The sequence below is a fragment of the uncultured Shewanella sp. genome (genome assembly GCF_947501665.1).
In the GTDB taxonomy this organism is placed as follows: Bacteria; Pseudomonadota; Gammaproteobacteria; order Enterobacterales; family Shewanellaceae; genus Shewanella.
This window is the reverse complement of record NZ_CANMWS010000018.1, coordinates 83394-97157: the sequence shown is the minus strand read 5'-3', so window position 1 is coordinate 97157 and position 13764 is coordinate 83394. Positions and strand designations below refer to the sequence as shown.

General features: G+C 37.8%; 15 protein-coding genes. 1 reads left to right on the top strand and 14 read right to left on the bottom strand.

Translation table 11 applies throughout. The features are described 5' to 3' along the window. Window positions 1-71: 71 nt before the first annotated feature. From Q0976_RS15000 to Q0976_RS14935, 14 genes are all read right to left on the bottom strand, one after another. On the bottom strand, window positions 72-389 hold the full coding sequence (locus Q0976_RS15000) for a hypothetical protein (RefSeq protein ID WP_299494670.1): 318 nt from the start codon (window positions 387-389) through the stop codon (window positions 72-74). A gap of 81 nt (window positions 390-470) precedes the next feature. Then, on the bottom strand, window positions 471-797 hold the full coding sequence (locus Q0976_RS14995) for a hypothetical protein (protein WP_299494669.1): 327 nt from the start codon (window positions 795-797) through the stop codon (window positions 471-473). Between the two features lie 30 nt (window positions 798-827). Then, on the bottom strand, window positions 828-1043 hold the full coding sequence (locus Q0976_RS14990; protein WP_298769880.1) for a hypothetical protein: 216 nt from the start codon (window positions 1041-1043) through the stop codon (window positions 828-830). Between the two features lie 97 nt (window positions 1044-1140). Then, the gene (locus Q0976_RS14985) at window positions 1141-1371 is read right to left on the bottom strand and encodes a RebB family R body protein (protein WP_298769878.1); all 231 of its coding nucleotides are present in this window, start codon (window positions 1369-1371) and stop codon (window positions 1141-1143) included. A gap of 46 nt (window positions 1372-1417) precedes the next feature. Then, the gene (locus Q0976_RS14980) at window positions 1418-1657 is read right to left on the bottom strand and encodes a RebB family R body protein (RefSeq protein ID WP_299494668.1); all 240 of its coding nucleotides are present in this window, start codon (window positions 1655-1657) and stop codon (window positions 1418-1420) included. Between the two features lie 306 nt (window positions 1658-1963). Further along, entirely contained in the window at window positions 1964-2521 is a 558-nt protein-coding gene (locus tag Q0976_RS14975; RefSeq protein WP_299494667.1) for a hypothetical protein, read from the bottom strand. Between the two features lie 107 nt (window positions 2522-2628). Next, a complete protein-coding gene (locus Q0976_RS14970) occupies window positions 2629-2988 on the bottom strand; it encodes a hypothetical protein (protein ID WP_299494666.1) in 360 nt (119 codons plus the stop codon). A 40-nt stretch (window positions 2989-3028) separates the two neighbouring features. After that, window positions 3029-3244 (bottom strand): RebB family R body protein, encoded by a 216-nt coding sequence (locus Q0976_RS14965; protein ID WP_299494665.1) that lies wholly within the window; start codon window positions 3242-3244, stop codon window positions 3029-3031. Between the two features lie 2 nt (window positions 3245-3246). After that, window positions 3247-3852 carry a glycoside hydrolase family protein gene (locus tag Q0976_RS14960; protein WP_299494664.1) on the bottom strand — a complete coding sequence of 202 codons (606 nt, stop codon included), beginning with the start codon at window positions 3850-3852 and terminating at the stop codon, window positions 3247-3249. Window positions 3853-3873: 21 nt separating this feature from the next. Next, window positions 3874-4362 carry a UpxY family transcription antiterminator gene (locus tag Q0976_RS14955; protein WP_299494663.1) on the bottom strand — a complete coding sequence of 163 codons (489 nt, stop codon included), beginning with the start codon at window positions 4360-4362 and terminating at the stop codon, window positions 3874-3876. A gap of 152 nt (window positions 4363-4514) precedes the next feature. Next, window positions 4515-5279, bottom strand: a complete 765-nt coding sequence (locus Q0976_RS14950; RefSeq protein WP_299494662.1) for an AraC family transcriptional regulator — start codon at window positions 5277-5279, stop codon at window positions 4515-4517. Window positions 5280-6108: 829 nt separating this feature from the next. Beyond that, on the bottom strand, window positions 6109-9201 hold the full coding sequence (locus tag Q0976_RS14945) for an efflux RND transporter permease subunit (RefSeq protein WP_299494661.1): 3093 nt from the start codon (window positions 9199-9201) through the stop codon (window positions 6109-6111). Continuing rightward, window positions 9198-10277 carry an efflux RND transporter periplasmic adaptor subunit gene (locus tag Q0976_RS14940; RefSeq protein WP_299494660.1) on the bottom strand — a complete coding sequence of 360 codons (1080 nt, stop codon included), beginning with the start codon at window positions 10275-10277 and terminating at the stop codon, window positions 9198-9200. Before Q0976_RS14940 ends, Q0976_RS14945 begins: the two co-directional genes overlap by 4 nt. Window positions 10278-10472: 195 nt before the next feature. After that, entirely contained in the window at window positions 10473-11954 is a 1482-nt protein-coding gene (locus Q0976_RS14935) for a carboxypeptidase M32 (protein ID WP_299494715.1), read from the bottom strand. 333 nt (window positions 11955-12287) lie between these two features. Here Q0976_RS14935 and Q0976_RS14930 point away from each other — a divergent pair, with 333 nt between their 5' ends. Next, window positions 12288-13739: a hypothetical protein gene (locus Q0976_RS14930; protein WP_299494659.1), complete on the top strand. Its 1452-nt coding sequence runs from the start codon at window positions 12288-12290 to the stop codon at window positions 13737-13739. Window positions 13740-13764 lie beyond the last annotated feature (25 nt).

Genomic DNA, 13764 nt, shown 5'->3' with positions numbered 1-13764 from the left:
CTTCTCTCCACCAATGAAAGGGGGAACATAGCGTTATCATACTCACAATGTTCCAATGCAGCTCGACTGCCTTAATCTTTAAATTTATTGGTATAGGATTGTTGATAAACGTTCATCACTTTTGTAGCGGTATCAAAAGGCGTTTTAGGATCGCTCACCTTTGCCTCCTGAATAATGGCACTGTACTCATCTTGCATCATAGGGTTCGCCAACCATTTAGCGTAAGCGCTTGCCATCACCGTGGTTTTAATAATGTTTTGGTTACGAATAAGATCCGTTTGATCTTGAGCTGTATTTGCCACCGTTTGTGCCAATGCCGCTCCCGCTGCTTCATGAGGATTAATACCAATATCAAAATCTGTTTTTTCAGCCGGCTTTTTCATGTTCATTGTCGCTCCTTGTGATGTCAATTCAGGCTCTACTGATCATCATGAAAATAGAAATGTCACCCGTATTTAGGCCAGTTCTCATTAAGTTGATGGAGGAGTCACATTGACGGCGTTAGTACCTTTTCCTGATCCACTCTTTTTCGCCGCCTGCATACTGGTTTTTACTTGAAAGAGCCATACTAACAACTGGTTAAGATCCTCAAGAGCCAACGGCGCTTCAAGATGCTGATTATTCATATCAACCAACATAGTCGGCGTATTAATCGTGACATTTAAGCTAATTTGATTCTGAATTTTATTGAAACAAAATGCCCAGGTATTGCCATTTGAAGTATCTTCTTTTAATGGCTTAAACAACCCACTCACACAACTCGATACGCCTTGAGTATTATTTTCTGAATCACTCATTAATTTCACTCCTTACATGCAAATTATCATTCAACTGCCTAAGATTTTTTCACACGCTGCCACCATGGCTGAATTGCCTAAGTTTTGCGATGCATATTGATTGGAGGTATTGTTTAACATACTCAGTGATAACGCATTCACTAAGCCCCCCAATGATAATGTTCTTAATGTCGCTGCACTTTGTTCTTGAACTTCATCATTAATCGCTTTTGAAGATGCGATATACTGGTTTTCATCTTGACTCATATTAATTAACCTTATTTATTTCTAATATGAAGGTGCAGATAACCTCTACATCAATATGCTTTTCTGCACCTGTAATAATCAATGGGGACGTTATCGTTTACTTATTCGCTGAATACAGCTTAGTGATCCCCAATGTTGTTGCCGCTTGATAAGTCACATTTGCTTGTTGCTGCGCATAAACCGCATTTGCTGCCGCCATCGCCACTGAATTGCCAATGGTTTGATACAAACTCCCCATTGCCATAGCCGGTGCTTCTGCAAGCACTTTGGTATTAGCAATACTGACAGAGTCAATCACTGCACCGTTCACCGTTTCAGGTTGTGCCATAATACCTCTCCGAAAATCATGAAATATACATTACCAATAATGTGGTTTACTTATTTTGTTCAAACATTTTTGTTATGCCTAACGTTGTTGCGGCTTGGCAAGTCACATGGGCTTGTTGCTGCGCATAAACCGCATTTGCTGCCGCCATCGCCACTGAATTGCCTATGGTTTGGTATAAACTGCCCATAGCCATTGCTGGCGCTTCTGCAAGCACTTTAGTATTCGTGGCTGAAACAGCGTCAATGATGGCGCCATTCACTGCTTCTGGTTGTTTTGCCTCTGCCATACTCGTTCTCCTATTAAGATTAATTTATCGTTTGTTTTACTCTGAAAGACACTCAATTGTGACTATGATTAAATCAAGTGTTAACAGTCTTATTAGCCATTGGCTTGTTCACACTTCCTATTCAATTTGCCAATGAATAGAAAAATAGAAAATGAATAAACTTATTAAACTTATTAAACTTATTAAACTTATTAAACTTATTAAACTTATTAAACTTATTAAACTTATTAAACTTTACACATTTGAAGTATTATGGTTGATGTTAAAAATGATTGACATCATAAACATAAATAATTTTTTTGATGACTACTTTTCACGTTTCACTAAATAAAAGTCAGTTAATTTCATTCTAAATGACGGCATAATATAATCATTTACCGCTTTATTCACCTCGTTAAATCCTATCTGATGAAACATTTTCTTTATATTCGGATTATAAACATCAGCAATAACACTGGTATATTTATTTTCAATAGCATGGATCACCACATTCGATATTAAATTTTTCAACAATGAAAAATAGATACTATGTCTATCACAACCATCATCTCTAAGTTTTAGATCATGATTTACACGAACAAAATCATCATTAAAAAATGTCACATATAATATATAAAAACATTTATCCATTGAAAAACACACCAATTCTGATACGAGGTTATTGATATTATTTCCCATACAATTAACGAACACTCTTTGCCAATGAACATTATCATTAGGAATGACATTTAATATATCAGTAACATTCCCTTTTGCCAATAAATTAAACACCACATTATTAAATTGAGAGTCAATAATAGATCTGTTCAACACATTAATGATAGAATAAAATGTACAAGGTAAATCCCTATATAATAATTTCATATTATCACTTTCAGTGAAATATAAATTAGTTCCATACTCTATCATTAATTGCTCTACTGGTAATAAATATTTCTTGTGTGCCATAACCTATTTTAAATATCATTTAATTAAATAGAATTGAACATATCATTAATTGAATTTAACCCAGGATCATTACTTTCCGAACCATCTTGAGAATACTCATTGTTATCAGAAGTCATTTCTTTATTAAGCTCTTCTGGTTCATTGAATAAATTTTCTTGCGCACCAAATAAACGATTAGCTTGATTAAAAAATGTTTGATCTGAAACTTGTGGTATAGGGTGTGTATTGATATCGTTTCCTTGAATAACTTGAGGAATAGCGAGAGTAGCACCTTCAAACCCTTCTATTCCGCAAGACTTTATTGCTTCATCAATTAAAGACATAGATTGTTGATATAATTGCTCTGCTGAAGGAGCATTATTTTTTTCTTCTTCATTACTCATGATATCCCCTTAAAATATTGCATTCATCAATCAAGTTAACTTAACTAAAAGCATACATTTTTTTTATTCCAACAACTAAAGCCGCTTGTTGGCTAATATGGGTTTGTTGTTGTGCAAAGACATGATTCATTGCCGCCATCCCCATAGCATTAGACATATTCATATACAAACTTCCCATGGACAGCGCAGGGGCGATACTCACATTCATGGTATTAATCAATGCAATAGCATCCACCATTTTATCGAGTGCTGTCATGCTTAGCTCCTAGTATGTTCTGCTCCATTCGAGCCTGATCTCATCATATCCGCTAAATCAATTGCCCGTTGCCCCACTTGTCTAGCCCACTTTGACGCTAACATTTCATCTGCAGCCATTTGATAATTGCCTAATTCCACGGCTCTTAGCATACGTTTAAATTTAAGCAGTCCTGCCATCCCTAGATTAAAAGCCATATCACACAAAACAACTTTACGAATATCATCTAACTTATTAATAAAGTTTATATTTTTTAATAACTGAGACTCCACTAACTCAATATCATTATCCAGTAAATATAAGGCTTCCTCGAATGTGATCCCGCCTTGACATAATGCCTTAACATGCTCACTATCACTGGCTATTTCAGCAAGTGTCCACATTTCATCCATCTTCATATGATCTTTATGCAATATATCCACTCTATGATCATTATTGGTTATCAACGCTTCCACTTCTTTGATTGATAAGCCTTGTGCATCGAGATTTCGTCCAACACCTATCGTGTTTTTCCCCACTGAACACTGATATATTTCACACACTAAACCTTCATGCTTAATTAATAAATCTTTTAATAAGGATTGATATTTCAAGTTCAATAAACTCATTATTTTTTCCTCTTAATTTCATTAAAGTTTAATGACATCATTCATTGATATGTCTAAAATAAAACTGTGCTTTAACTGATGAATGTGTAGAGCAACTTTACTTTTACCTTGAACTTTTGTTAATACGCCCATATAACCTTCGAGTGGACCGGATAGGATCTTTACTTTATCCCCCTTAATAAGCTTCCCAGTAATTTCTTTTTGATTAAAATTTTCAACAATAACTTTCATCAATGTCATTTCAGACTCAGTAATGGTCGATACTTTATTTCCGAAACTGACATATTGCAGAAAACCTGGAAAGCTTTTCACTTTATGGTACTCATCTGTATTTTGATAAACAAATAAATAAGATTTAAATATGGGTTTGGTAATTTCTTTTTTTCTATCGCTCCATTGACGCATCATTCTCTCTAATGGTAAATAAGCTTCAATGCCTGATGCTATCACTCTGTTGTACAATTTTTTTTCTGCATTTGCAACTGTATAAATAGCATACCATTGTTTCACTATTCATTCCCCATAATTCATCATTATGCAAGCTCCGCCATCACAGTCCCATAATGTTCTGTATTCTTTATTCGACAGATAAATTTTAATAAAATAACAATATAAGTTAATATAATATGTAAGATAAAAAAAACATTTGAATACGAATGATTTTATTCATTTATCATCAATATCGTTCTTTGTTCCCTGGGTGATAAATTAAAAGATTTTTTATATAATGTAGAGAAATTAGCCGCATTCGTATAACCGACCTCAAGTGAAACCTGCTGAATCGACATTCGAGTACTCACCAAATAATATTTTGCTAGTAACATTCTTTCTTTTCTCAGCCATTCAAACACACTTTTATTTAATATGAGCCTAAATGATGCAGAAAGCTTGCTTCTATTCGTACCCATTGCCCTTGCTACACCGTCTAAACAAAATTTCTTATCGATATTGTCAATAAGATATTGGCATGTTCTTTTAACTAATTTTTTCTCAGCACTTTCAAAATCAATATCATGAAGATAACCAGCCATCTTATTCATCTCAATTGATAGATTACAGCCTTCATTCTTATTTTTATAAAAATAATCTATACCATTCTCAATACGATAAACCAACTCCTTGTTGTTCATCGGATGAAAAAGATAATCTTGAATACCTTTATGATATAAATCAGTCCGAATAAATTCATCGTTAATAAGAGCCAATATAGGTACGGAGCCCTTACCTTTTAAATATTCTAATACTGAATCAAAATCCATTACAGGATGAATGGAGTCGAATATAATGATATACCGAGAATCAGCTCTCGTATCTATTTCCAATTGATATTTAACTTTATACCCTGAACAATGAAGATAATATGAACACCTTTCTTTAGTAACAGCATTATTTCCTAGAAAAATAACTTCGTCCTTCTCTGTACTCATAAACATCCCTTACGTCAATATTAACATTTATTCAAGCCAACACTACTCTTATGTATTCAGTAAAGTAAAAATACGAATTGCAATCATTTTCGCTGCTTCAATACATGAACTAAACTAAAATAGTATGAGTACATTGATTAAATATTCGTGATCTGCTCACAAACTAACGCGCTATTACAATCAATTCCTCTATTAGCGTAAATGATACCTTTGTAGGCGTAAATGATAATACAAATGATAAAAATATGTTAACATTGTGAATGTTTTATGTAAAATCAAAAGTAAGAGAGTGCTGCTTTTAAAATAAACAACGCTGTTTATACAAAATAAATATTACACTTTTCATGTAATAATGAGCCTATCAAAAACATTGGCAATGGATTTTATTAACCCCCATATCATTCACATCGATACTCATATTTGCTCACTAAACGTTAAAATGAATAATCTCCCGCTATATCACCTGTTCATTGGTGACTAAGTTAAATTGAGTTGACTTGAATTGAGTTGAATTAGGTTGACTTGAGTTGGCTTGAATTGGGGTGAATTAGGTTGAATTGGGTTGAATTGAATTGAGTTAAGTTGAGTTGAGTTGAGTTAAGTTGAGTTGAGTTGAGTTGAGTTGAGTTGAGTTGAGTTGAGTTGAGTTGAGTTATGCAATAATATTAAAGAGGAGAAATTATTCAAATCACTATGCCCACCACAAGGGTTATTTTCACAATATAGTGCCAACAATACATCCGTTAATTCGCCTCTCACGAGAGTATTGATTTATAAAATAAAAAAGGCGCCGTAGCGCCTTTAAATCATTCTTTATCAATAGCAACTGTTATTGCGCTAATTCCTTCTCAAGTTGTTTCGCTACTCGCTCAGGGGAACCAGAGCCTTTTGCTAAAATAGAATAAGCCACAGGTATAACAAATAACGTAAAAAACGTCGCTAAGGTGATCCCCGATAATACGACAACACCTATCACAAAACGCGTTTCCGCGCCAGCGCCGACAGCCATAACCAAGGGGAGCGCGCCAATTGCAGTGGTGATCCCAGTCATTAAAATAGGCCTTAATCGCTGACTCGATGCTTGAATAATGGCATCAGTAAAGGTTAATCCCTTATCTCTTAACTGATTAATAAACTCAACAATTAAAATTCCATTTTTAGCCGCTAAGCCAACCAACATGATAATGCCAATTTGACTATAGATATTTAAACTTTGATCTGTCACCCACAAACCAATCAAGGCCCCTAAGGTCGCCAAAGGCACCGTTAACATAATCACTAATGGATGCACGTAGCTTTCAAATTGCGCCGCTAAAACTAAAAATACCACCCCTAAAGCCAGAATAAACACAAAATACATCGAATCACCAGACTCTTTATAATCCAATGATTGCCCCTTGTAACTGATCACCGCTTCTGCTGGTAAATAGGTATAGGCAATGTCATTTAAATCATCCAACGCTTGACCTAAACTGAAGCCCTCCGCAAGATTCGCCTCTAATGTAATAGCACGCATTCGATTATAACGATTTAGCGTACTCGCATCGGCAAACTCTTCAACAGAGACCAAATTAGACAAAGGGATCAACGCTTGCGTTCTATCTGAACGGACATAAATATTCTCAAGATCATTGGCCGTATTTTGCGTATCACGCTCACCTTCAATAATCACATCATATTCACGTCCATCCCGCATAAAAGTCGTCACTAAACGCGAGCCTAGCATCGACTCAAGCGTCTGCCCAATATGGGATATTGATACGCCTAACGATGCTGCTCTGTCCTTATCAATAATGACTCTAAGTTGAGGCTTAGTCTCTTTATAATCATCATCAAGTCCTACTAAACTCGGATAATCTTTGGCTTTTTCAAGCATAATATCACGCCAATGAGCAAGCTCCTCATAACTGGTGCCGCCGAGTACAAATTGCACTGGTTTCCCCACTCCTCGACCAAAAGCTTGTCTGGTGACAGGAAAAGCCCTCACTCCAGCTAAATCAGCTAATCGACCGCGAATATCATTGATGATTTCCCCCACACTTCGACGCTGACTCCAATCTTCTAGCACGATAATGGCCATCCCATTAGAGAAATTGGCGCTGGTACCAAAAGAGCGAGGCGCTCGGATCAGCAAACGCTTGATTTCTCCACCTTTCACTAAAGGCATCAGCCTATTTTCAATTTCATCCATGTAAGATTCAATGTATTCGAAACTCGCCCCTTCAGGACCATTCACAATGAGAAACAAGGACCCCCTATCTTCTCTTGGAGCAAACTCCTGTGGAATTTTTGTCATTAAATAGCCACTACACACTAATGCAATCAGCACAATGGAAGTTACAAAGTACGGGTGTTTCATCGCATAAGCTAAGCTTTTTCGATATTGACTAGACACGGTATCCATTCCCGCATCGATTTTTTGTACCAGCCAAGATGATTCACGGGTTGGTTTTAATAACTTTGAGCACATCATTGGGCTTAAGCTTAACGCCACTATGCTTGAAAAAATGACCGCCGCACTCATTGCCACTGCAAATTCTTTAAACAGTTTGCCTAAATCCCCTTCTAAAAAGGTGATTGGCATAAAAACCGACACGAGTACAAGCGTTGTCGCCACAATGGCAAAGCCCACTTCTCGGCCCCCTAAAAAGGCTGCTTTTAGTGGTGAGTCCCCTTCCTCTATTCGCCTATGAACATTTTCTAGCATGACAATCGCATCATCAACCACCATACCAATTGCCAAAATCATGGCAAGTAATGTCAATAAGTTGATTGTAAAACCTAAACTATACAACACAATAAAAGTCGCCATTAATGACACAGGTACTGTCAAGGCGGGGATCAGCATGGCCCTAACACTGCCTAAAAACAAATAAATGACAATAATGACCAAGAACATGGCAATAAACAGGGTTTGATACACTTCTTTCACTGACGCTTCAATAAATACTGAACTATCATAAGAACGTTTGATTGACATGCCAGCAGGTAACGTTGGATTAATTTGATCCACTAATGCATTGGCAGCACGAGCGACAGACAAGGTATTGGCCGTCGATTGTTTTGAGATCCCAAGACCAATCATAGACTCGCGATTACCGCGAAACATGATCCGTTCTTCCTCAGAACCCACTTCCACTTTAGCCACATCACCCAATTTAACTAAATAGCCATCTTCACCTTCTTTGAGTACCAAATTAGCAAAATCATCAGCATTGTTAAAACTGCGCTCCAATCTTACCGTAAAATGCCTATCTTTAGATTCAATACTGCCAGCAGGCAATTCCACATTCTCTTCTCGCAGTGCAGACTCAATATCGTCTACCGTTAAATTACGAGCCGCCAATGCTTGTCTGTCAATCCAAATTCGCATGGCATACACTTTACCTCCACCTAAACGAATATTGGCTACACCATCAAGTACCGAGAAACGATCGACTAAATACCGCCTTGCATAATCTGTTAACTGCATGGTATTCATTTGATCTGAGACCAAATTTAACCACATAATCACTTCATCTCCCCCATCAGCCTTCTCGACTTCAGGTGGATCGGACTCCTCAGGCAAATTATTGAGCAGGCCAGAAATTCGATCGCGTAAATCATTCGCCGCCGCTTCGATATCTCTGTCAACGCCAAATTCAATGGTAATATCGGAACGACCATCACTGCTTGATGAATTAATATTACGTATACCCTCGACACCACTGATCCTATCTTCAATCAATTGCGTGATACGGCTTTCTACAACGGAGGCAGAGGCTCCTCGGTAATTAGTTTGTATTGAGACAATAGGCGGATCAATATCAGGGTATTCTCGAAGTGGCAATTTATCAAACGCCACCAAACCAAAAACAATTAATAAGATACTGATAACTGAAGCGAATACCGGCCGCTTAACCGAAAGATCTGTGAGTATCATGCGATGGGCTCAACCTTAGCTTGTTCTAAAAAGCTAAAATTCTCACTGAAAGAAACGACCACTTTATCACCTGGGCGCACTTTTAAAATGCCGCGTACTATCACCTGTTGATCAAGCTTAATCCCACTAACGATTTCAACCCAGCCTCGCTTACGGATCCCAAGCTCCACTAATTGCCGACTCACTATGCCTTCGCTATCCACCACATAAACATAATGTCTGTCTTGAACAGGAATAATGGCAGACTCTGGTAAAATCAGTGCATCACGGCTCGTTTTGATTAATTTGACCTTCATTAACATGCCAGGTAATAATCGACCATCTTTGTTAGGAATGTCTGTTCTCACTATCACCGCGCGGGTTGAAGGATTGACGCGACTATCAATTGAGGTCACTTCCCCGATAAACGGCTCATCGCCATATGCCATGGCTTTAGCTTCCACTTTCTGGCCAATTTTAATGGCTTGTAAAAAGCGCTCGGGCACAGAAAAGTCTAATTTAATAATGGAAATATCATCTAAAGTGGTAATTTCATCACCGGGAGAAACTAATGCCCCTACACTGACTTGGCGCAAGCCTAACACACCAGAAAATGGAGCTTTAATCCGTCTATCCGCTAATGCTGCTTCTGCTTCTAGTAATTGGGCATTGGCTGTATCAATGGCAGTTTGTAATCTATCCCGCTCAGAACCTGCAACAGTTTGAGACGTCACTAATTCACGGATCCGGTCAAATTCACGTTTATGATCGTGTAACTGGACTTTAGCAATCGTCACTTGAGCTGCTTGACCTCGGTCATGTAGTTGAACCAATAATTGGCCTTTTTGAACCTTGTCACCATCATTAAAATCCACTTTTGTGATCACATCACTGACTTTCGATGTCACAATGATGGATTCATTGGCCTGAGTCGTCCCTAACGCCTCAACTTCTTCTCGAATCGGTCCCAATCCAACCTTTGCCACAACCACATTGACTAAAGGTCGACTTTTCGCTTGTACAACCTCCTTTTTATTCATCAACTGATAGCTAAGCCCCATCAGTACCAACACAATAACAAACAATATTTTTTTCATTCCCTTTCCAAACCACCCTCTTTTAATATCCTTTAAGTTTACCTTTATCCCTCAATGAAACAACATCTTTTACTTTTGGTTACAATTTATAATCTCACTAAAAACATTCAAAAAGCCAGTAAAGATGCTTTACTGGCTAAATCAGGATTAAGTAACCTATTGACCTTATTTTGGACCATTACTGTTCAAAAAATATTATAAGTAACGATCACTTAAATGCTGTTTAAAATGAGCCGCATTCAATATATCTCCTGTCGCATGTTTCACCAGCTCATTGGTCGTCAATAAACTCCCCTGAGACCAAATATTTTTCTCAAGCCAATTAAAAATAGGGGATAAATCACCACTTTTAATAACAGTATTAACATCGAGTTCTTGTTTCATTGACATCATAAATTGCGCGGCATACATGGCACCAAGGGTATAAGAAGGAAAATACCCAAACGCACCATCAGTCCAATGAATATCTTGCATACAGCCATGATTATAATTACCTGTCGTTGATAATCCCAAATAAGCTTTCATTTTTTCATTCCATAATTCAGGCACATCAGTATGCTTTATATGGCCATTCATTAAATCACGTTCAATTTCATAGCGTAAAATCACATGGGCTGGATACGTGAGTTCATCCGCATCGACACGAATAAAGCCTTTTTCGACACGGGTATACAGCTTTTGAAAATTGTCTTTATCAAAAATGGCTTGGTCATGTTGAGCAAATGTGTTTCCCGCTAAACGAGATAAGTGTTCTATAAAAGCGGTACTTCTACCGACTTGCATTTCAAAAAATAGAGATTGTGATTCATGGATCCCCATGGAACGTGCACTACCGGCAGGTAAGCCAGCATACATTTGAGGCAGCCCTTGCTCGTAACGCGCATGCCCAGTTTCATGCACTATCCCCATCAAAGATTGCATAAATTCATCTTGATTATAGCGAGTCGTGATCCGCACATCTTGAGGTACACCACCACAAAAAGGATGCACACTTTCATCTAAACGACCATGATTAAAGTCAAACTGAAGTAATTTCATCACTTCAATACCCAATGCTTTTTGCTGCTCAGTTGCAAATGTCCCTGAAGGGGGAATAAAGTGCTCTGACTTTTGCTTTTCAATCACTTGATTAATCAATCTTGGCAACCAATCTTTGACATCAGCAAATACCCTATCCAGTTGGGCTGAAGTCGTCCCTGGCTCATAAATATCTAACATGGCATCATAGGCTGATAAGCCTGTGGCCTCTGCGCGTATTTGCGCTTCTTCTTTAGACAATTTGACCACTTCAGACCAGTTTTTCTCAAAACCTTGCCAATCATTGTCTCCCCGTTGGCTACGCCATGCATGTTCACATTTTGCCCCTGCCATTGATTTTGCTTGCACAAGCTCTTTTGATAACACATTGGCATGTTGCCATTGACGTTGCATTTCACGTAAACTGGCTTGCTCATGGGCTGATAAAGACTCACCTTGTGCTTTATCAAAAGCTTCTTCTAATTCAGGCGCTGTTAATAAAGCATGGATATGAACCGACAGCTCCGCCATCGCCTCTGAACGTGCCTGATTGCCACCGCTGGGCATTTTAGCGGCTTGATCCCAACCACAAATGGCTTGCAAATGTTGAAAGTGTGATATTTTTTTAAAATTGTCAGTAAGCTGCTGATAAATACTCATGATTTTATACTGTAAGAACAAGATAAATTCTTTTTATCATAAATCAAAAATACGCACTAGACTTTAATCCTCTGTCATTATTTTTATTAACCACTGTGACTATTGACCATCTTTTAAAATGACGATTTTTCGCTCTCTCAAAAGTGAGCAAAATGGAATCGAGCGCACAATAATTAGATAAGAAAATAGCATGATTAATATTTACCCAGTAAGATGAAAATTGATCTGAAGTTTATCTTCTTCATAACATTCATTAAGCAGGTAATAGATCATATCGTTTATTGTTCTTAAACGGGTGTAATAACGACTATAATTAAATGGAAGATTAATGACATGCTCTATTATAAAAAATCTTTATTATTGATTACTTTACTCGCCTCATTTAACAGCTCAGCTCATCCCTTACTTGATAGCCAGTCAACAAAACAAAACATCAATCATTCAACAACCGCTTTTCCTGTTAATGCCCAAGTCAACTTGACCTCAACACCTCAGGCATTACTCGCTGCAGAAAAAATTTCAACATCCATTTTTAAAACAAAAAACCTTCAGCGAGCTAATACCGTCAGTCCACTCGCTTACACCCCTTTATGTACAACATTAAATACTGGGGTACTTTATACGCTCAATGGCACCCAAACAGGTGGGACCTATTGTTATCATTTTACAATACCTGAACAGGCAAAAACCACCGCTATTCTAGTGGGGCAAGACGCACAAACAGATTTTACCCTATCCGTTTATCAAGATATCGATGGCACCATTTATAACTTAGGAACGTCTAGCAATGCCGCGAATGCTGACGAAGTGGTTAAAGTCATCACAGAGCCCGGTGAGTACTACTGGTATATGCAAGCAGTCAGTGCCACCAACGCGACAATTAATTTTGGCGCAGAAGTGGCGACCAATATTGACAGCTATGAAGTCAATGATACCTATGCCACGCGCACTTATTTAGCAGAATCTAGGAATTTTATTAAAGCAAATCATGAAAGTGGCAATGATATTGATTACTTTGTTTATCAAGCCACCACGAATGGCAATATCGATTTAGCATTAAATGATACCGAAAACCCCAATCAATGGATTTTCGAGTCACTCGATACTAATGGTATCTGGCAGCCTTTACTCACAGGTGCAGGCACAAACAATAATCAAAGCGTCACTACAGGACAAATTGTGGATGTGCGTGTGCGTCCTAACTTGAGTGTCACAACAGATCCAAACAAACATTACCGTATGAGCCTAGGGACAGCAGCACCACAATATTATCAATATAAAATGGGAACATTTAGTGGCACCGTTGCCCTACAACAAAGAGTCAATCAATCCTTTACCGTCACACCAGGCAGCCAATATGAAGATTTAATCAGTGTAGTAGTGCTCCCCAACATCAGTGGCAGCATCAATGGTATGAATTGCGATTTAGACTTATACAATCAATACAATCAAAAATTCGCTTCTTATAAATGCTCAGCCAATAAGCAATATAACTTACCCACCAATGCCATTATCAAACCCGGCACTGTGACGGCTAAAATGTCGATTTATCATGCGAGCTTTTCCGATCCTAGCACCCGTAGCTTTACGATTCCAGTAACCTTAAGTTTTGGTTCACCATTGGACTTAGATAATGACTCTCTGCCTTATTGGTTCGAAGCCAAAAACGGACTCAGTGATGAAAACCCCGATGATGCCCTGATTGACAGTGACAATGATGGCTTTAGTAACTTAGCAGAGTTTAATGCCAATACTTCGCCGATTGATGCCAATAGCCATCCTTAATAAAATGCCTTTTAAAGCACATAAA

Excerpts from the sequence above, each read along its gene's own strand:
- Q0976_RS14975 (WP_299494667.1), bottom strand. The coding sequence starts at position 2,521 with ATGAAATTATTATATAGGGATTTACCTTGTACATTTTATTCTATCATT.
- Q0976_RS14970 (WP_299494666.1), bottom strand. The coding sequence starts at position 2,988 with ATGAGTAATGAAGAAGAAAAAAATAATGCTCCTTCAGCAGAGCAATTA.
- Q0976_RS14950 (WP_299494662.1), bottom strand. The coding sequence starts at position 5,279 with ATGAGTACAGAGAAGGACGAAGTTATTTTTCTAGGAAATAATGCTGTT.
- Q0976_RS14985 (WP_298769878.1), bottom strand. The coding sequence starts at position 1,371 with ATGGCACAACCTGAAACGGTGAACGGTGCAGTGATTGACTCTGTCAGT.
- Q0976_RS14930 (WP_299494659.1), top strand. The coding sequence starts at position 12,288 with ATGCTCTATTATAAAAAATCTTTATTATTGATTACTTTACTCGCCTCA.
- Q0976_RS14945 (WP_299494661.1), bottom strand. The coding sequence starts at position 9,201 with ATGATACTCACAGATCTTTCGGTTAAGCGGCCGGTATTCGCTTCAGTT.
- Q0976_RS14935 (WP_299494715.1), bottom strand. The coding sequence starts at position 11,954 with ATGAGTATTTATCAGCAGCTTACTGACAATTTTAAAAAAATATCACAC.
- Q0976_RS14980 (WP_299494668.1), bottom strand. The coding sequence starts at position 1,657 with ATGGCAGAGGCAAAACAACCAGAAGCAGTGAATGGCGCCATCATTGAC.
- Q0976_RS14965 (WP_299494665.1), bottom strand. The coding sequence starts at position 3,244 with ATGACAGCACTCGATAAAATGGTGGATGCTATTGCATTGATTAATACC.
- Q0976_RS15000 (WP_299494670.1), bottom strand. The coding sequence starts at position 389 with ATGAACATGAAAAAGCCGGCTGAAAAAACAGATTTTGATATTGGTATT.
- Q0976_RS14960 (WP_299494664.1), bottom strand. The coding sequence starts at position 3,852 with ATGAGTTTATTGAACTTGAAATATCAATCCTTATTAAAAGATTTATTA.
- Q0976_RS14940 (WP_299494660.1), bottom strand. The coding sequence starts at position 10,277 with ATGAAAAAAATATTGTTTGTTATTGTGTTGGTACTGATGGGGCTTAGC.
- Q0976_RS14990 (WP_298769880.1), bottom strand. The coding sequence starts at position 1,043 with ATGAGTCAAGATGAAAACCAGTATATCGCATCTTCAAAAGCGATTAAT.
- Q0976_RS14995 (WP_299494669.1), bottom strand. The coding sequence starts at position 797 with ATGAGTGATTCAGAAAATAATACTCAAGGCGTATCGAGTTGTGTGAGT.